Annotated in this window: 16 protein-coding genes and 3 pseudogenes; 10 read left to right on the top strand and 9 right to left on the bottom strand. The window is 48.1% G+C overall.

Annotation, left to right across the window (positions count from 1 at the left end; genetic code table 11):
* Window positions 1-7 precede the first annotated feature (7 nt).
* The 5 genes and pseudogenes from tniG to F4V72_RS13285 form a co-directional block, all read left to right on the top strand.
* Window positions 8-1,246, top strand: coding sequence for an argininosuccinate synthase-related protein (gene tniG / locus F4V72_RS13305; protein WP_136058359.1), 1,239 nt, complete (start codon window positions 8-10; stop codon window positions 1,244-1,246).
* A gap of 19 nt (window positions 1,247-1,265) precedes the next feature.
* Entirely contained in the window at window positions 1,266-2,003 is a 738-nt protein-coding gene (gene tniD, locus F4V72_RS13300) for a 2OG-Fe dioxygenase family protein (RefSeq protein WP_136058358.1), read from the top strand.
* A 121-nt stretch (window positions 2,004-2,124) separates the two neighbouring features.
* The gene (gene tniS / locus F4V72_RS13295; protein ID WP_136058357.1) at window positions 2,125-3,393 is read left to right on the top strand and encodes a serine--tRNA ligase; all 1,269 of its coding nucleotides are present in this window, start codon (window positions 2,125-2,127) and stop codon (window positions 3,391-3,393) included.
* A gap of 159 nt (window positions 3,394-3,552) precedes the next feature.
* Window positions 3,553-4,269 (top strand): 4'-phosphopantetheinyl transferase, encoded by a 717-nt coding sequence (gene tniP, locus F4V72_RS13290; RefSeq protein ID WP_023246651.1) that lies wholly within the window; start codon window positions 3,553-3,555, stop codon window positions 4,267-4,269.
* Window positions 4,270-4,671: 402 nt separating this feature from the next.
* A pseudogene (locus F4V72_RS13285) lies at window positions 4,672-5,048 on the top strand (transposase); the annotation flags it as partial.
* On the opposite strand, the pseudogene F4V72_RS13280 reads toward F4V72_RS13285, so the two are convergent.
* From F4V72_RS13280 to F4V72_RS13240, 8 genes and pseudogenes are all read right to left on the bottom strand, one after another.
* Window positions 5,045-5,296: pseudogene (locus F4V72_RS13280) on the bottom strand (IS66 family transposase); the annotation flags it as partial. The pseudogenes F4V72_RS13285 and F4V72_RS13280 sit on opposite strands and share 4 nt — an antisense overlap.
* A 49-nt stretch (window positions 5,297-5,345) precedes the next feature.
* Complete coding sequence (gene tnpB / locus F4V72_RS13275) at window positions 5,346-5,693, bottom strand: IS66 family insertion sequence element accessory protein TnpB (RefSeq protein WP_023246648.1); 348 nt, start codon at window positions 5,691-5,693, stop codon at window positions 5,346-5,348.
* The gene (gene tnpA, locus F4V72_RS13270) at window positions 5,690-6,082 is read right to left on the bottom strand and encodes an IS66-like element accessory protein TnpA (RefSeq protein WP_024149548.1); all 393 of its coding nucleotides are present in this window, start codon (window positions 6,080-6,082) and stop codon (window positions 5,690-5,692) included. The genes tnpB and tnpA overlap by 4 nt, the downstream gene beginning before the upstream one ends.
* A gap of 163 nt (window positions 6,083-6,245) precedes the next feature.
* Window positions 6,246-6,590: a surface lipoprotein assembly modifier gene (locus F4V72_RS24805; RefSeq protein ID WP_077944603.1), complete on the bottom strand. Its 345-nt coding sequence runs from the start codon at window positions 6,588-6,590 to the stop codon at window positions 6,246-6,248.
* A 101-nt stretch (window positions 6,591-6,691) separates the two neighbouring features.
* The gene (locus F4V72_RS24625; RefSeq protein ID WP_162785997.1) at window positions 6,692-7,360 is read right to left on the bottom strand and encodes a surface lipoprotein assembly modifier; all 669 of its coding nucleotides are present in this window, start codon (window positions 7,358-7,360) and stop codon (window positions 6,692-6,694) included.
* A 468-nt stretch (window positions 7,361-7,828) separates the two neighbouring features.
* Window positions 7,829-8,155 (bottom strand): hypothetical protein, encoded by a 327-nt coding sequence (locus F4V72_RS13250; RefSeq protein ID WP_134950018.1) that lies wholly within the window; start codon window positions 8,153-8,155, stop codon window positions 7,829-7,831.
* 158 nt (window positions 8,156-8,313) lie between these two features.
* On the bottom strand, window positions 8,314-8,550 hold the full coding sequence (locus tag F4V72_RS13245; protein WP_129382446.1) for a hypothetical protein: 237 nt from the start codon (window positions 8,548-8,550) through the stop codon (window positions 8,314-8,316).
* A 225-nt stretch (window positions 8,551-8,775) separates the two neighbouring features.
* Window positions 8,776-9,540: an IclR family transcriptional regulator gene (locus F4V72_RS13240; protein WP_023247003.1), complete on the bottom strand. Its 765-nt coding sequence runs from the start codon at window positions 9,538-9,540 to the stop codon at window positions 8,776-8,778.
* Window positions 9,541-9,782: 242 nt separating this feature from the next.
* Here F4V72_RS13240 and F4V72_RS13235 point away from each other — a divergent pair, with 242 nt between their 5' ends.
* From F4V72_RS13235 to F4V72_RS13215, 5 genes are all read left to right on the top strand, one after another.
* Window positions 9,783-10,682: a dihydrodipicolinate synthase family protein gene (locus tag F4V72_RS13235; RefSeq protein ID WP_070801988.1), complete on the top strand. Its 900-nt coding sequence runs from the start codon at window positions 9,783-9,785 to the stop codon at window positions 10,680-10,682.
* A 16-nt stretch (window positions 10,683-10,698) separates the two neighbouring features.
* Window positions 10,699-12,216 carry a UxaA family hydrolase gene (locus F4V72_RS13230; RefSeq protein WP_070801989.1) on the top strand — a complete coding sequence of 506 codons (1,518 nt, stop codon included), beginning with the start codon at window positions 10,699-10,701 and terminating at the stop codon, window positions 12,214-12,216.
* A 63-nt stretch (window positions 12,217-12,279) separates the two neighbouring features.
* The gene (locus F4V72_RS13225; protein WP_023247000.1) at window positions 12,280-13,287 is read left to right on the top strand and encodes a PdxA family dehydrogenase; all 1,008 of its coding nucleotides are present in this window, start codon (window positions 12,280-12,282) and stop codon (window positions 13,285-13,287) included.
* Window positions 13,288-13,433: 146 nt separating this feature from the next.
* Window positions 13,434-14,735, top strand: coding sequence for an MFS transporter (locus tag F4V72_RS13220; RefSeq protein ID WP_023246999.1), 1,302 nt, complete (start codon window positions 13,434-13,436; stop codon window positions 14,733-14,735).
* Between the two features lie 9 nt (window positions 14,736-14,744).
* Window positions 14,745-15,701, top strand: coding sequence for an amidohydrolase family protein (locus tag F4V72_RS13215; protein WP_023246998.1), 957 nt, complete (start codon window positions 14,745-14,747; stop codon window positions 15,699-15,701).
* Window positions 15,702-15,946: 245 nt separating this feature from the next.
* Here the strand turns inward: F4V72_RS13215 and F4V72_RS13210 are convergent.
* Window positions 15,947-16,068 (bottom strand): annotated as a pseudogene (locus tag F4V72_RS13210) (IS3 family transposase); the annotation flags it as partial.

The raw sequence follows: 16,068 nt of genomic DNA, 5'->3' as shown, positions 1-16,068 counted from the left end.
GACTGTTATGAATAAGCAACAGAAAATTCGCAGTTTTGCGGATTTAGAATATATCACGGGGCGCTGCAAGCGAATTTTGACCCTGCTTAGCGGTGGGTTAGACAGCAGCTACGTGCTCAGCGAATTAGCAAAATACGAGCACTGTGAGATCATAGCCCTCACTATCGATATGGGGGAAGGGGTCGAACGTGAAGACCTGGCGAATATCGCCGGACACTTTGGCGCGCGGTCTATTGTCATTGATGGGCGCGAAATCTTTGCCCGGGAGGCGGTATTGCCAGCCTTGCGCTGTAATGCGCAATACATGGGGCTGTACCCGATCAGTGCCTCTTTGTCCCGGCCGCTGATTTGCCGCATCGCTATTGAGGTCGCGGCGCAGCATGGATGCGATGCCATCATTCATACAGCCAACCAGTCACAAAACAGCCTGCGCCGCCTGAACGGCGCGCTCCGCCAACTGGGTTTTGACGGTTTTTACGGTAGCCCGTACGAATATTCAGCATTGACTCGTCAGGAAAAGCTTGAGGCATTGCAACGCTGTGGCCTGAGTATGTTTGAAGCGCGTGGTACGAGCGGGGATGCCAATCTTTGGTGTCGGGAGTTTGAGTCCGGCTGGCTGGACAATCCGGAAGATTTTCGGGTTCCGGCTGAACTGTTTACCTGGACGGCGCAGCCTGTGGGGGAACGAGGGCCAGCCCGAATAGCGGTTCGCTTTGAAGAGGGCGTTCCCGTCTCTGTTGACGGGGTCCGGCTCCCGTTGGTCGAGTTGATTGCTGAGCTGAATCATCGCGTTGGTGCCTACGGAATCGGACGATACTGTGGCCTGGAACATCTGGATGACGGTGAAAAGGTGCTTGAGGTTCGTGAGGCGCCCGCAGCCTGTTTGCTGATGAATGCCTGTCGCCACCTTGAGATGGCGACATTAGATCCTGAGCTCTTACGCGAAAAAATATCGCTCGAGCAGGTATGGGTGAGAGAAGCCATCGAAGGTCGCTGGTTCTCAGGGTTAAAAATGTCAGTAGAACAGTTTATCAACCAGTATAAAGAAAAAATCACTGGCGACGTGGAATATATTCTACGGGAAGGCGTAGCTGATGCGTGTTCAATACGTGCGCAGCAGCCGCTTTATTTAACTGAACGGGATGAATGGGAAAAGGAAATAGCGGCTATTCGTGGAGCGCGCACGCTAAAAGAGCTGGAAGAGGTTAGCTCTGTTTATCCCCATTCACTGGTTAATCAAAAATAACTCAAACGGATTAATAAAAATGAATATGACTGATGAAGTGAATATCGCTAAATACACGGATATGGCATCTGACCTTACCGACAAATTCTATATTACGGGAAATGTTGATGAAGCCTTTTCTAATACCATCACCCGCACGACGGCGTGGAGAAACTTTGCAAAAAGCTGGTTTGATTTGCAGCAGGACGGGTACATGGCGGACGGGGGGACTTATCGCAGCCGGCGCTACGCCGAGTTTCTCGTCGATCCGGCCCGCCAGAGCGTGGAGGTGCAGCCGCAGGTGCCCTACAGGCAGTCAAAGGCCCTGAATTACCTGAACGGCGATGTTGATCGGCATTACCTGTCCATTGCGCCAGAGACGATTAGCAATGAGGCATTCTGTCATATTTTGCTGGAGTGCGCCCGGATACTGGCGGTAAAGCACCCGGAAACCCTCTGGCGTGCGCGAATATTCCAGAATCGTATTTCTGCCCAGCGTCGTGAACCGGGTTCACCTACGCCAGAGGGTATTCACCGTGACGGTGCAGATTATGTTCTTACCATTCTGAGCGACAGGCAGTCCGTTGTTGGCGGGGAGAGTTCCATGTATAGCGCTGATGGTCACACGCGGTTAAGTTCAATGCTGATGCGCGATCCGGGGGACTTTATCCTTTTAGACGATCGGCAGACCATGCACGGCGTCACGAATATTGAGTGCGAAAAGCAAGCTGACACGGGGTATCGCGATGTCATGGTTGTAATGTACACCGCAGAGTAATATGCGAGAGCGGTCGACAGCCAGTTGCTGTCGGCCGTTCCTGATGCTGTGTGTTTTTTATCGTATGACTGGTCACGGTGACCTGGTAAAACACTCAAGGAATATGATTAATGGAGCCTGTATGATAGATATGCAAGAATTGAGTGCCAGAATGGATGAAATGAAGCGTAACGTGGTTTCCCGTGGTATTCAATGCAATGTGGATGAGATCGTCCTGGCGTATTCGAAATACAAAGCGTGCACGCAGAAACTGGACTCGCTGCGTGCCAGCATGAATCAATTATCCCGTAAAATCGGAACAGACGGCTCTCTGGATCGCGAGGCTATTCAGCAGGCGAGTGCACTTAAAAGATCGATAGTGGATCTTGAGCCTCAGGAGAAGATGTATCGGGAGAGTTTCCAGACGGCGATGCTGACTCTACCTAACTGGATCCCCTCAGACACGCCTCAAGGGTTAAGTGATAATGAGAACGTCGAAATCAAACGTTGGGGGGCGCTGCCAGCAATAGACAATGCCCGGGATCATCTTGAGATCGGGCAGCGGTTAGATCTCATTGATTTCGAGTCAGGAACGAAGGTTGCGGGGAAAAAATTCTATTTCTTAAAAAATGAAGCCGTCATGCTGGATTTGGCCCTGCAAGCCTTTGCTCTAAAGATTGTGCAGAAACACGGTTTCATTCCGCTACAAACCCCTGATTTAGCAAAGAATTCAATTCTGGAAGGGATCGGTTTTTCACCCAGAGGCAATGAAAGCAACATTTATCGGGTTGAGAGTACGGATTTGAGTCTTATTGCCACTGCGGAAATTACTGTAGGGGGGATGCACTCTGATGAAACATTAGCACTGGATAAGCTGCCGTTAAAATATGTTGCCCTGAGCCACTGTTTCCGCACTGAGGCTGGTGCATCGGGGAGGACATCTAAGGGACTGTATCGCGTACACCAGTTCAACAAAGTTGAAATGTTTGTCTTTTGCGCGCCCGAGGATAGCCAGCGTTTGCATGAAGAGATCCTGCAAATTGAAGAAGAGATTTATCAGTTACTCAATCTGCCTTATCGTGTGTTGCGAATCTGCGCTGGAGATCTTGGCGCTCCGGCGTCTAAGAAATATGACATTGAAGCCTGGATGCCTGGCAAAGACGGTGGAGAATATGGCGAGGTCACTTCAGCGAGCAACTGCACTGATTTCCAGGCACGTCGTTTAGGGATTCGATATCAAAATAATGATAAATCGCTGCGGGGATATGTTCATACGCTTAATGGCACTGCTATCGCGACCAGTCGTGTTATATTAGCCATCCTGGAAAACTATCAACAGCCGGATGGTAGTGTGGCCATCCCTCAAGTTCTTCAGGATTATATGGGCCTGGATAGTATTAAACCAAGGTAAACTCTTTATGTTATTGAGGGAGGGCGTATTTGGCCCTTTCTTCATGTTTATAATATTTAAAGAATGATGGTTTATATTTATATAGGTCTGATTGCCGTTATTGAAATAGTACGTGGATAGTAAAGAGTGTAATTATTTGATGTTTTTTGGGAGGCGAGCATGTTTACGAAACAATTTACAAAGTATAGTAGGGGATTTGTACATACCTTACAATGCGGGTTTGTTACTGCTCATCCGGAGGTGAAATACTGCATCGTTGATTTCGATCCTGAACATTATAACGATCGGTTATTTGACAGTTTAGCTATACAGCTACCATTAGCACTGAAGCAATCTTGTATCAAACGAAAGGCTGAATATCTTGCAGTAAGGTATGCGGCTAAAGGCATTCTATCTATGGCTGGCTGCAAACATATTCCTGGAACAGCTATGGATAGAAGTCCAGTCTGGCCAGTTGGTTGGTGTGGCAGTTTGTCACATTCGAATAATTCTGCTATCGCACTTATAGCATCTGAAGCTATAGGCGTTATGCCGGGTGTAGATTTGGAATTTTTAAGAAAAAATGAAATATTAGGAGTAGCGGGTTTATTAGCCAGAGATGAGGAGCTTGCTTTAATAAAACACACTAATATAGATTATGAGAATGGTCTGTACTTATTGTTTTCAATTAAAGAGAGTTTATTTAAGTCACTTTATCCTGAACTGGGTGAGAGGAAGGCGGGGTTTAAAGATGTTCGTGTTATTGGTATTGATACAATAAGTGGGGATGTTACCCTTGAATTAACGAAAACGTTATCATTATATTATGTTGAGGGTTTTCAAATAACTGGTAAATATATCATTGATACTAATATGATAATCACGCTGGTGCTATGAATTCATAACTCAAAATATAAAGTAATATTTTCAGACTGCTGACAAAGTGCATTTTGTGAGTTTCGCCCGGCGGCACTACGCTTACACGGGACGACAATGAAACGTGCAACATATTGATATTTTTGCGCAATGTAGGCCGGGTAAGCACAGCGCCAACCGGCAAGAAAGACAGGTCAATTGTTTATGAAAGGGTTTGTCATTAATCTCAGCGCATGTTAATTAATAACATGTGCTCGTAATATGGCGGTGAGGAGGGGATTGACTCGCTTCGCTCGCCCGGCGGGCGGCCTGTTCGCTGCGCGTATAGTCTGTCCAACTGGCTGTCGCCAGTTGTCGTGATCTTACCCAGCAATAGTGGACACGCGACTAAGTGAGTAAACTCTCAAGTAAGAGGTGACTCACATGACAAAACCAGCATCAACCACCAAAAAGCCACGCAAGCAACATACGCCTGAATTTCGCGACGAAGCCCTGAAACTGGCTGAACGTATTGGTGTGGCCGCAGCCGCCCGCGAACTTAGCCTGTATGAATCACAGCTTTATGCGTGGCGCAGCAAGCTGAAGAATGCACATTTCTCTTCCGAGCGTGAGCAGGAAATGGCGGTTGAAATTGCCCGCCTTAAGCGGCAACTGGCGGAGCAGGCTGAGGAGCTGACCATTATCCAAAAAGCCGCGACATACTTCGCGAAGCGCCTGAAATGAAGTATGTCTTCATCGAAAAACATCAGGCTGAATTCAGTATCAAAGCTATGTGCCGTGTACTTCAGGTTGCCCGCACCCGACCGGTCAGCGTATCGCTTTCTTTCTGAAGCACCTTCAGGTCAGCTTCCATCTGTGCGATACGGCGGGATACCTTTTCGGAACGACTGCCGAAGTTCATCCGGCGCAACTTGTCCAGTTGCGCCTGCAGATAGTCGATTTCGCGCTCCCGGTTGCTCAGCTTTTCCTGCAGGGCGTGGATCAACGCTTCCTGTTCAGCCAGGCGCTGTTTCAGCAGAAGGATATCGTCAGAAGGGGCGTTGTTCATAAGTCCGTATTTTACCAGGCTTATTCCCCGGGAACCAGGATAAAGAGAGCTACAGTATAGTCAGGGATGTCAACAACCGCCTGGGCTGCCGCCAGTCGATACCTTCCATCAGCATCGCCAGTTGTGCCGGAGTGAGGAACACTTTGCTATCCCGGGCTGATGGCCAGGCGAAGCGACCGCGCTCCAGCCGTTTGGTCAGCAGACACAGTCCGTCACCGGTAGACCACAGCAGTTTGACCAGGCTGCCGCTACGACCCCGGAAGATGAAGACGTGGCCGGACATGGGATCATCTTTTAGCGCAGTCTGCACCTTTGCGGCCAGGCCGTTGAAGCCGTTACGCATATCGGTGATGCCGGCAACCAGCCAGATTTTTGTGCCCGGAGGTAGCGGAATCATCGCTTCAGCTCCTGTATCAACAGAGTCAGGAGATTTTCGCTGACAGCGCCATTCAGACGGAGCGTGCCGTGCCGGAACGTCACCTCACAGCCGATATTGAGGATTTCCGGCTCCTCTGCAGACTGATCTGCCTGCACTGCCGGCGGTACGCCGGGGATATCGAGCGTCACAGGAAGTAGCAGCGGAAAGTCTGACGAAGGCAACCGTAACTTTCCCTGTCGCCACTGTTGACGCCATTTGAACAACAGATTAGCGTTGATAGCGTGTTCAAGTGCCAGTCCTGATATGGACACACCCGGTTCACAGGAGGCAGCAACAAGCTGCTGCTTAAATTCGGGAGAATAATGAGGGCAGCCCTTACGCCTGCCAGGAGTTATATTTTTCTGCATATCGGACACTTTGGTTTCCACTATTATTTGGTGGACACCACTTTGTCGAATCCATCAGATTATGACCAGACGGTTCTCGCTGTACGCTTACGCTGAAACTCAGGAAAAGACGATTTCTTTCCGTGTCATGGAAAGGATGATTGCTGTCAGTTCGCTGATAATTTCATGTTATTTTTGGTGTTATTCCCAAAAAGTAGATATCGCGGTGCCACATGGTTACAGATGTACTGTATTCTTGGTTTATTTGCTTTATTCCCCAGAAATCTCCGGCCCGGTACGATTTATAACCATAAGTTGCCTGTAAACGTGTGGATACCCCGCCATTCCATTCGTACATCCATCCTGTCCGCAATATGGTCTTATCAAATGAATTATCTTCTGTCTCTGCTCTGACGATACTGTATCCCAGACCCGCTGAAATATACTGCCGGGAATCCGGGAAATAAATCAGGGTCTCATTTAACGAATAACTGTACCCGTCAAGATAAGTTTGTTTTTTTATATTAATTTTTACCCGATTTAAAGTCCGAGTATAAACGCCACCTGGGGGTAAGCTGGAGTTGCGTTTCTGCTATAATACCCGCAGTATCTTAATAGGGCTGCAGACCATTATTTGACACACGCCCACCGCCATAATAACTTTTTTTCGTAAAAAGGGATAATCTGAATCATTGTGTTAACGTTCCTGTAACCCAGTCCCACGCCAGTGCTGCCACTGAGTTCATCATAAGAATGGTTATTCCAGTATGTTTTCCCTGATACGGTCAGTCGGGTGACACCGAAAAGATTATCCGGAAGAGAAAGGTTTTTTTCTGCCTCGCCCCAGTACAGCAGCCCCTTACCCGACTGCGGTTTTCCAGGTCTCCATTTTCCGATAGTTCGTCCGGAGGGGGGGACATTGTTAATGTTTTTTTCATTCAGATAAGTAAAACCACCACGAAATGACCAGTGATCAGTTTTCTGTATTCTGGCAATGAACCGGTCAATGAGGCCGGCCGTATCCTGAGACAACGCTTCACTGCGTAATTTTCTCAGTTGCTCTTTGACCGAAAGAATGTCTTTGTTCAGATATAATACTGTGGCCAGTTGTAACCTTGCACTGTACCAGTCAGGTCTGGCTGAAATTATCTTTCTGTAATGCCGTATTGATTCAGAATAGTTTTTCTTCCGACGTTCAAGAATGGCATCAGCCCATTCGAGAAAAAGAAGGTCGATATTCTTAAGGCATTGTTCACAATATTGCAGAGTATTCTCCACACCATCAGAATCATTGTTCACTAAATACCCGACGGATGAATCAGTGTTGAAACTGCTGTACCTTGCGCTGCACAATATCTCAGCAAAATGGACGATGCCGATCCAGAACTGGAAACCCGCAATGAGCTAGTTTATGCTGATGTATGGAGAGCGGGTACCCCAGTGATGCTGTGGCCATTTACACAGAAAATTTTACAGTCTCCCATCTGTTATTTTTACCCGCTTATTCCCTGTGTCTGAACAAAATAGAATATCTCTGGAAAGTGTTACACGAACATGTGACCCGAAGTCATCAGTGTCGGTTCATGTGGCAACTGCTTGAGCAGGTAAGGAATTTTCTGGACGCGGCTTCCCCGTCTGGTCGCCGGGCCTAAAGTGGAGCACAAATTTGAAACGTTATTTACATCTGGTTCAGCGCTTTTACTGCAGGCTCACCGTCAAGACGACCATATCCCGCCAGTTTTCTGACCACTGAGCCATTTTTTTGCTCTATCCAGGACTGATCGTTTTTCCAGTATGGTCGGGAAGCGGGAATGGCAGGCTCTTTTGAACTTTATCAACGGCCCGTATGATCAACTCAGCGTTACGTGCCGACAGCACCACACATTCAGTCCATTCGCTGGCGATATCGGTTAGCGATAGCGTCCACAAAAAGGTGCCAGAGAGATGTCGGCCACAGTGTGCCACCAGATCCATTTCCATAAATCCCGGAGAATGTCGCTCATGCTCGGTGAACATCCTGACCGGGATACTTTTACTGACACGGTTAACCGCCCGGTTACGCTTTTTACCGGCAGTGGTATGTGCTTCTTTCAACAGGCGATCGATGGACTATACACTGACTTTCAGAAACTGCTCGCGAAGTGCCGGATTCAGACTGAGATGCCCGTGTTTCTCCATCGCTGGAATAAGCTGGGGCAGTAATGCCCTGAGACGCTTACCGCACAACCGATCTGAAGCTTCCCAGAGAACGATCAGAGCCTGCTGAACAGCTGCGCCATAAACCGAGCCGGGGCTGAGCGACGCCGGTGATTACCGCTGGTGATGGCACCGTTCAGCAACCGGATTGCTGATTTACGATGGTACCCACTGATCAGTATGAACTCTTCCAGTATCCGGGTTTTCTCGGCTTTACTGGTTGCCTGATATCGCGTTTTCAGCGCCCGCAGAAGCTGACGACGGGTATCCATAGGCAACAATACATTGTTCACAGGTACACCTTTGACTGATTATTTATCACACAACCAAAGTAACAATTTTGGTGAGGCAACAGTGCGCGTTGGGTAACAAAAATGCTGAGTCAATGCGCCGGACGGGAGTTATTGTCGTCTCATAATTGTGGCATCACTCATATGGTCACAATAATATTAGCCGGTATCGTTTGATGTGGTATACATAAAGCATACCGTCATACATTTGGGTGGTAATATCCATTTTCAGATATATTTTAACTTTACTGACAGTTCCTGACAGGCTTCCAGAACCAGGGAGGAATAGTACGGAATTCTTTCCTTAGGCAACTGAACCTCAACACCACTGACACTGATTGCGGCCACAGCCTCCTGCGCCCGGTTAAAGACTGGCGCGGCAATGCAGTAAATTCCCGGTGAATCCTCCGCATTATCAAAAGCCCATCCCTGCTCACGAATATGCGCGAATTCCTGCATCAGCTCAGATTTACAGGTGATAGTGGTATCCGTATAGCGCGGCAAGGTTTCATCCGGTAACAGCGTATCAATGGTCTCCGGCGGCAGCCACGCGCACAGAGCCTTACCTACCCCAGAGCTGTGGAGTGGCAGTTTCTTGCCCACCCATGTCTTTATCCCTATTGGCTGGGCGCTTTCAAGCTTCAGGATATAAATGGGCGCAACTTCATCAAGGATCCCCAGGTGGCAAATAAGGTCTGTACTGTCCCTCAGTTTCTCCAGCACCGGCCTGGCAACCTTACTGATGTCGAACTGTTCCAGGGAACGGTTTCCCCATTCGTACAGCTTCAGTCCCAGGAAAAATCTACCTCTCTCCTGGCGTAAAAAGTGATGCTCAACCAGTGCTGTCAGTAAAGATGAAGTACTGCTTTTGGGCAGCCCCAGATCCTGCTGGATCTGACTGAAGGTGGCACCCGGGGAGTTAAAAAGATAATTGCAAATCCGGACAGTTTTATCGAGTGCAGGTACGGATGTTTTACTGGTTTGATTATTCATAGAGGAAAATGTTCTTTAATTCATAGCCATAAGTAGTGTACTCGGTCATTTATGGAGCACAGAACCGCCTTCTTCTGGTGTTATACATCATTTCCGGTTACGGGTATCCCGCTATAAATCTGACATAACTCACAGATATCAGCTCTCGTTGTAAAACCCTTTGACTACCGGAATCGAATTCTGATGTACTAATTTCAATGAGCGGAACTTAAGTTCCATATATTGAACTAGATGAGGGTAGTATGTCAACGAAATTCAGGGGTATCTTCCCTCCGGTTCCCTCCATTGTCGATGAACAGGGGGAACTGGATAAAGCAGGTATGGCCCGTATGCTTGATCATGTTATTGAAAGTGGCGCGGACGGAATGCTGATCCTGGGCAGTGGAGGCGAGTTCTCACAGTTTTCTTCCCTGCAGCGAAAAGAGATAGCGGCATTCTGCCTGCATCATGTGGACAGCAGAGTACCGGTTCTGGTGGGTATTGCCTGTACAGGGACTGCAGAGACCATTGAACTGGGCCGTCATGCGCAGGAGCACGGTGCGGATGGCGTGCTGGTTGTAAACCCGTACTATGTAAAACTCAGCGATGACGCCAGGTTCATGCATTACAAAAATATTGCTGACGCGCTCGATACGCCGGTATTTCTCTATAACTTCCCTGACCTGACAGGCCAGGATATTGGCCTGGATGTCATTACCCGGCTGGCCAGAGAAGTACCGAACATCGTGGGCATCAAGGACACGATCGATAATATCAGCCATACCCGGGAGATCATCAACCGTGTGCATACTTTTCGCCCGGACTTCATTGTCTTCAGTGGATATGACGAATATATGCTGGATACCCTGCTGCTGGGTGGCCACGGCGGCATTCCGGCCACCTTCAACTTTGCGCCGGATATCACCAGAGGTATTTATCAGGCTTTTCAGGATAACGACCTGGAGCAGGCCCGTTATTTTCAGCAGCAACTGGCCAAACTTTCTCCACTGTACGCGCTGGAGCAGCCTTTCTTTGGTGTGATAAAGACCGCCATCAGACTGTGTGGGCTTGACATATCTACCGCCGTTGTGGCGCCAGCACTGCCGCTCAGTGATGAAAAAACTGCTCAGGTGAAAGCCATTCTGGCAAGTATTCACCAGTAATCATGGGGGTCGAAAGATGAATAACAGTCCGGTACTCAAACTAAACGCAGCGGATGATGTTGTGATTGCCCGACAGGACCTTCCTGCAGGAAGCAGGCTGGAAGCTGAGGGTCTGGAAACGTGCGATCTCATTCCGGCTGGCCACAAAATTGCACTTCATGATATATCAGCCGGCAGCGTGGTAAAGCGCTATGGACAGATTATTGGCTTTGCCACTCGTGACATCCGGCAGGGTGAACATATTCATGTGCACAATCTCGGTATGGGCAATTTTGAGCGGGACTATGCCTGGGGAGCGGACAGTCGTCCTCCGGAACGGGAAGCGCATCAGGATACCTTTATGGGGATCCGCAGAGCAGACGGTCGGGTGGCAACCCGCAATTTTATCGGTGTACTCAGTTCGGTGAACTGCAGCGCGACGGTCGTCAGGGCAATTGAAGATCATTTCCGTGCCCGTGGTCTCAGTGATTTCCCGAATGTGGATGGCATTGTGGCCCTGCCACAAAGTTTTGGCTGTGCCTTCGGATCTGACAGCGAAATGATGACAGTCATGCGCCGGACGATTGCGGGCTATTCCACCCACGTAAACTTTGCCGGGATAGTGATCGTGGGACTGGGGTGCGAATCCTTTCAGATAAAGGACATGATGAATGTCCATAAACTGAGTGAAGGCGCGATGTTCCATACCCTGACCATTCAGGAAAGTGGGGGAACCCGTAATGCTATCCAAAAAGGTATCTCCCTGATCCACGACATGTTACCGGAGGCTAACCGGGTTAAACGCGAGTCGGTACCGGTTTCGGAAATCATTCTTGCCCTCGAATGTGGTGGCTCTGACAGCTACTCCGGAATCTCTGCAAATCCGGCACTCGGGTACGCAGTGGACCGGCTGGTTCGCCAGGGGGGAACCGCAATACTGTCAGAGACCTCTGAAATTTACGGCGCTGAACATCTCCTGACGCGCCGGGCCATCAGCCGGGAAGTGGGGGAAAAACTGATCCGCCGGATTAAGTGGTGGGAGGACTACTGTGAACGAACGGGGAGTGAAATGAATAACAACCCGTCAGCAGGGAACAAAGCGGGCGGTCTGACGACGGTACTGGAGAAATCACTGGGGGGTATCGCCAAAGCCGGTACGACCAGCCTGATGGAAGTCTACGAGTATGCCGAACCGGTCACTGCGAAAGGCGTTGTCTTTATGGACACCCCCGGGTACGACCCGATGGCTGTCACCGGGCAAATCGCCGGCGGGGCAAATCTTGTGTGTTTTACCACCGGCCGGGGATCAGCCTTCGGCTCTAAACCGACACCCTGTCTGAAAATTGCGACCAACAATACTCTGTGGCGCCGTCAGCAGGATGATATGGATGTGAACTGCGGCACCATTGTGGAAGGCGAGGAAACAATTGAACAGGCCGGGGAGCGAATTTATCAGAGACTTATCGAGATGGCCTCGGGTGCCCGGACGCGAAGTGAAGAACTTGGTTATGGCAGCCAGGAATTTGTCCCCTGGATAATGAACGCAATTATGTAATAACCGTTGACCTGGCATGTCAGGAAACGCAACACGAAATTTTGTAAAACACAGAGGTGAATAATGGAACGTAAACCTGTTCTGGGGATATTTCTGGGTGAAGCAGCCGGGATCGGTCCTGAGCTGATTGCTAAAGTGGTGGCTGATGGTACCGTTTATAAGTACTGCCGACCTATCCTGATTGGCGACGCACGGGTTATGGCGCTTGGTCAAAAAATTGCCGGCGTGGATTTTCAGTGGGATGTCATCAGCGATCCGTCTGATGCGGACTGGAATACCGGGAATATTCCGCTGCTGGATTTGAAAAACTTTAATCCTGAAAATCTGGTCATGGGCACCATTGATACCTGCTCCGGGCACGCAACGGGCGAGTCACTGGTGACCTGCATGTCATTACTTAAAACCGGAAAGATTGACGGTTTTGTCTTCGCCCCCCTGAATAAAGAAGCGTTCAAGAAAGGCGGCTGGGATATTGAGGACGAACATTATCTCTTCGCTGAACAACTGGGATGTCTGGACAGACCGCGTGGATTGCTGAACGTGCTCGATGACCTCTGGGTATTTCGTGTGACCGGGCACATCCCATTTAAAGATATTGCCAGCCATATTACACCTGAAAATGTCAGCCGTTCGGTTCAGTTATGCTATGACACATTACGTATGGCGACCATTGAAAACCCACGAATTGCAGTAGCAGCCCTGAATCCCCATGCCGGCGATGGCGGCACCTGTGGCAAGGAAGAGATTGACGTTCTTATCCCGGTCATTGAAAGCTTCCGCGAGAAAGGGATGGATATGTACGGCCCGGTACCGGGTGATACTGTTTTTATTCATGCGTTTAATCATGAATACGATGCGGTTGTGACCCTGTTCCATGACCAGGGGCAGATTGCCACCAAGCTCCATGCTTTTGACGTGGGGATCACGGTGGCAGCAGGATTACCGTATGCAATCACAACGCCGGAACACGGTACTGCATTTGATATTGCAGGCAAGGGCGTGGCCAAAACACTGGCAACAGAACGCGCTATTGCTGTTGCAGCCAGAATGGCGTCCACAACACATAAATAAAAATCGGTGATACTTTCTGTGAGCTGAAAAAGGAATAAAAGAAATCATCATTGAATATAAATATTAAATATATCATGCATAACTAAACACCCATTAAAAATTGAAAATTAATTAAATTCTCATTAGTTAATTTGAGGGGGCCAGCCATGTCATTCAGTGATAAATTAATAAACTCTGTTTCTTCGAGCAAGATCCAAAAGCCAACTAATATCCGATGGCGAATATTTTTCGTTCTTTTCCTTCTTGTTGTTGTCAGTATGATTGACCGTGCTTCAATATCAATAGCGATGCCGACGATTGCTAAAGACCTGGGTCTGAGTGATACCATGCAGGGGCTGATCCTGAGTGGTTTTTTCTGGACTTATGCCTGTATGCAGATCCCTGGAGGATTCCTGGCGGATAAGTTTGGCGCAAGGGTTATACTGACTTTATCTGCAGTCCTCTGGGGTATTGCAGAAGCCCTGTTAGGGCTTTGTCCAACAGGCTTTGCTTTACTTGCTGCTAACCTTTTACTCGGTGCAAGTGAAGCGCCTGTGTTTCCCTCCGGCGCCAGACTGAATGCTATCTGGTTAAACAAGAATGAAAGAGCGCGTGGGGCCACGCTAATGGACGCCGGTGGTCCGTTTGGTGCCGCAATTGGTGGAATATTAGTAGCCGAAATGATTCTGTATTTTTCATCATGGCGGATTACTTTTATTATCTGTGGTGTAGCTGCAGTTATTCTTGGACTGATAGCCTACTGGATTATTCGTGACAAACCCGAAGACTCACCTAAAGTAAATGACGGTGAACTGGAAATTATTAATCTTGATCGAACTGAAAATGAAGTTGTTGAAGAAAATAAGGAACCATTGCTAAAAATTATTCCGCTGCGTTCCTTCACAGGTATGCTTCTGGGTCGTTGTTCATGGGCAATGTGTTTCTTTGGGTTGTTAACATGGGGACCTGGATATCTGACACGAGCATTAAATCTGGATTTGAAATCCGTTGGGTTCGCTACGATGATAATTTTCTGTGCAGGGGGATGTGGTAGCCTTTGTGGTGGCTGGCTTGCGGATAAATTATCAAGCAAAGGTTTAGGTCGGGGTCGGTCCTGCAAATTATTACTGACAATCTCAGGCGTTTGTACACTCTTTGCATTTGCGGTATTACCTAGCATCCCGGATGTCAAAACATCCATTATTCTTCTGTCCTGCGCTGCATTTGTATTAATGTGGGGGAGTATGTACTGGACATTTCCTCCATTGCTGGCTCCACGCTCCCGGGTAGCAACAGTGGGTGGTATGATGAATATGGCTGGTAGCGTTGGTGGGATCTGTATTCCATTAATAGTTGGTCTTATTTTAGACCTGACAGGTTCATTTGACCCGGTACTCTACTTCTTCGCAGGTTGTGCTGTAATATTCATTATTATGACAAATATTATTGACTTACGTCATGTACGCTAGGAGATAAAGATGAATACTGAAAAATTGAAATTATATGATGGTCCGGTTATTGACGCCCATCATCATTTCTGGGACCCAATTGAAAATGACCATCCGTGGCTGAAGCCTGATGTGTTGATCCCTTTTCGATATGGTGATTATACAGCCATTAAGAAAAAGTATTACCCGGAAGATTATTTCCTGGATGTCGGGAATATTAATGTTGTGGAAACCTGCTATATGGAAACAGAATGGGACCCAACAGACCCCTGTGGTGAAAGTGATTTTATTACCTCGGTGGCCAAAAAGACGGGGTATCCGAATGCTGTTGTCGGTCAGGCCTGGTTACACCATGATGACATAGAGTCCGTATTGAAAATGCAAAGTACATACGAACTCATGCGCAGCATCAGGCATAAACCGGAGGGACCTGACAAACCTGAAGATGTAGGGCAGTACACCACCCTGATGAGTAATGAAAAATGGCGATATGGTTATTCATTACTTGCAAAATATAATCTGATGTTTGATCTACAGACTCCGTGGTGGAATTTACATGAAGCGGTTAAACTGGCCAATGATTTCCCGGATACGATGATAATCCTGAACCATACGGGACTACCCGCCCAGCGTTCTGTTGAAGGACTTGCCGGATGGCATTCATCAATGGCAGCTTTAGCCGAGTGCGAAAATGTTGTGGTGAAAGTGTCAGGTATTGGTTTAAAGGGTATCCCGTGGTCGGTGGAAAATAACCTGTGGATTATCTCTGAAGTTATATCAATGTTTGGCCCAGACAGAATCATGTTTGCAAGTAATTTCCCTGTGGATAGTCTTTGCGGTAGTTTCAGTGACATATTTCATGGATTTATGACGGTATGTGAAATGAAAGGATATTCTCATGCAGCACAACGGAAAATGTTTCATGATAACTGTAAACGAATTTACAGGACCATACCGCCACATGAGATAAAAGAAGACAATAGTTAACTACAATATAATTATACGACACATCAACGAAACCATACATACTGAGATAGTATATCGCTGGTCAGTGATGTCTTTTTCTGAATTTCGGTTATTATCAGGAACAGAGAGTACCTGAAAGCAGCTTTATGCCAGTAATCGTTGGCGACGGGCTCAATTACAGAGCATATGGATGTGAATAATTTTTGCAGCCACAGGTAAAAAAATTGGAGTGACCACGCTCCGGTAGACAGTTTCTGTCCCCACGGTGAGGCCTTTTCGAAGGCCTCTGGGCTGACGCCACCGAGGTGGCTGTGGCGTCGGGTACGGTTGTAGAACACTTCAATGTAATCGAAGATATCCGCCCGGGCTATGTCCCGGGTTTTATATA

The organism is Salmonella enterica subsp. diarizonae (assembly GCF_008692785.1).
GTDB classification, from domain to species: domain Bacteria; phylum Pseudomonadota; class Gammaproteobacteria; order Enterobacterales; family Enterobacteriaceae; genus Salmonella; species Salmonella diarizonae.
This window is presented reverse-complemented; position numbering and strand designations above follow the sequence as displayed.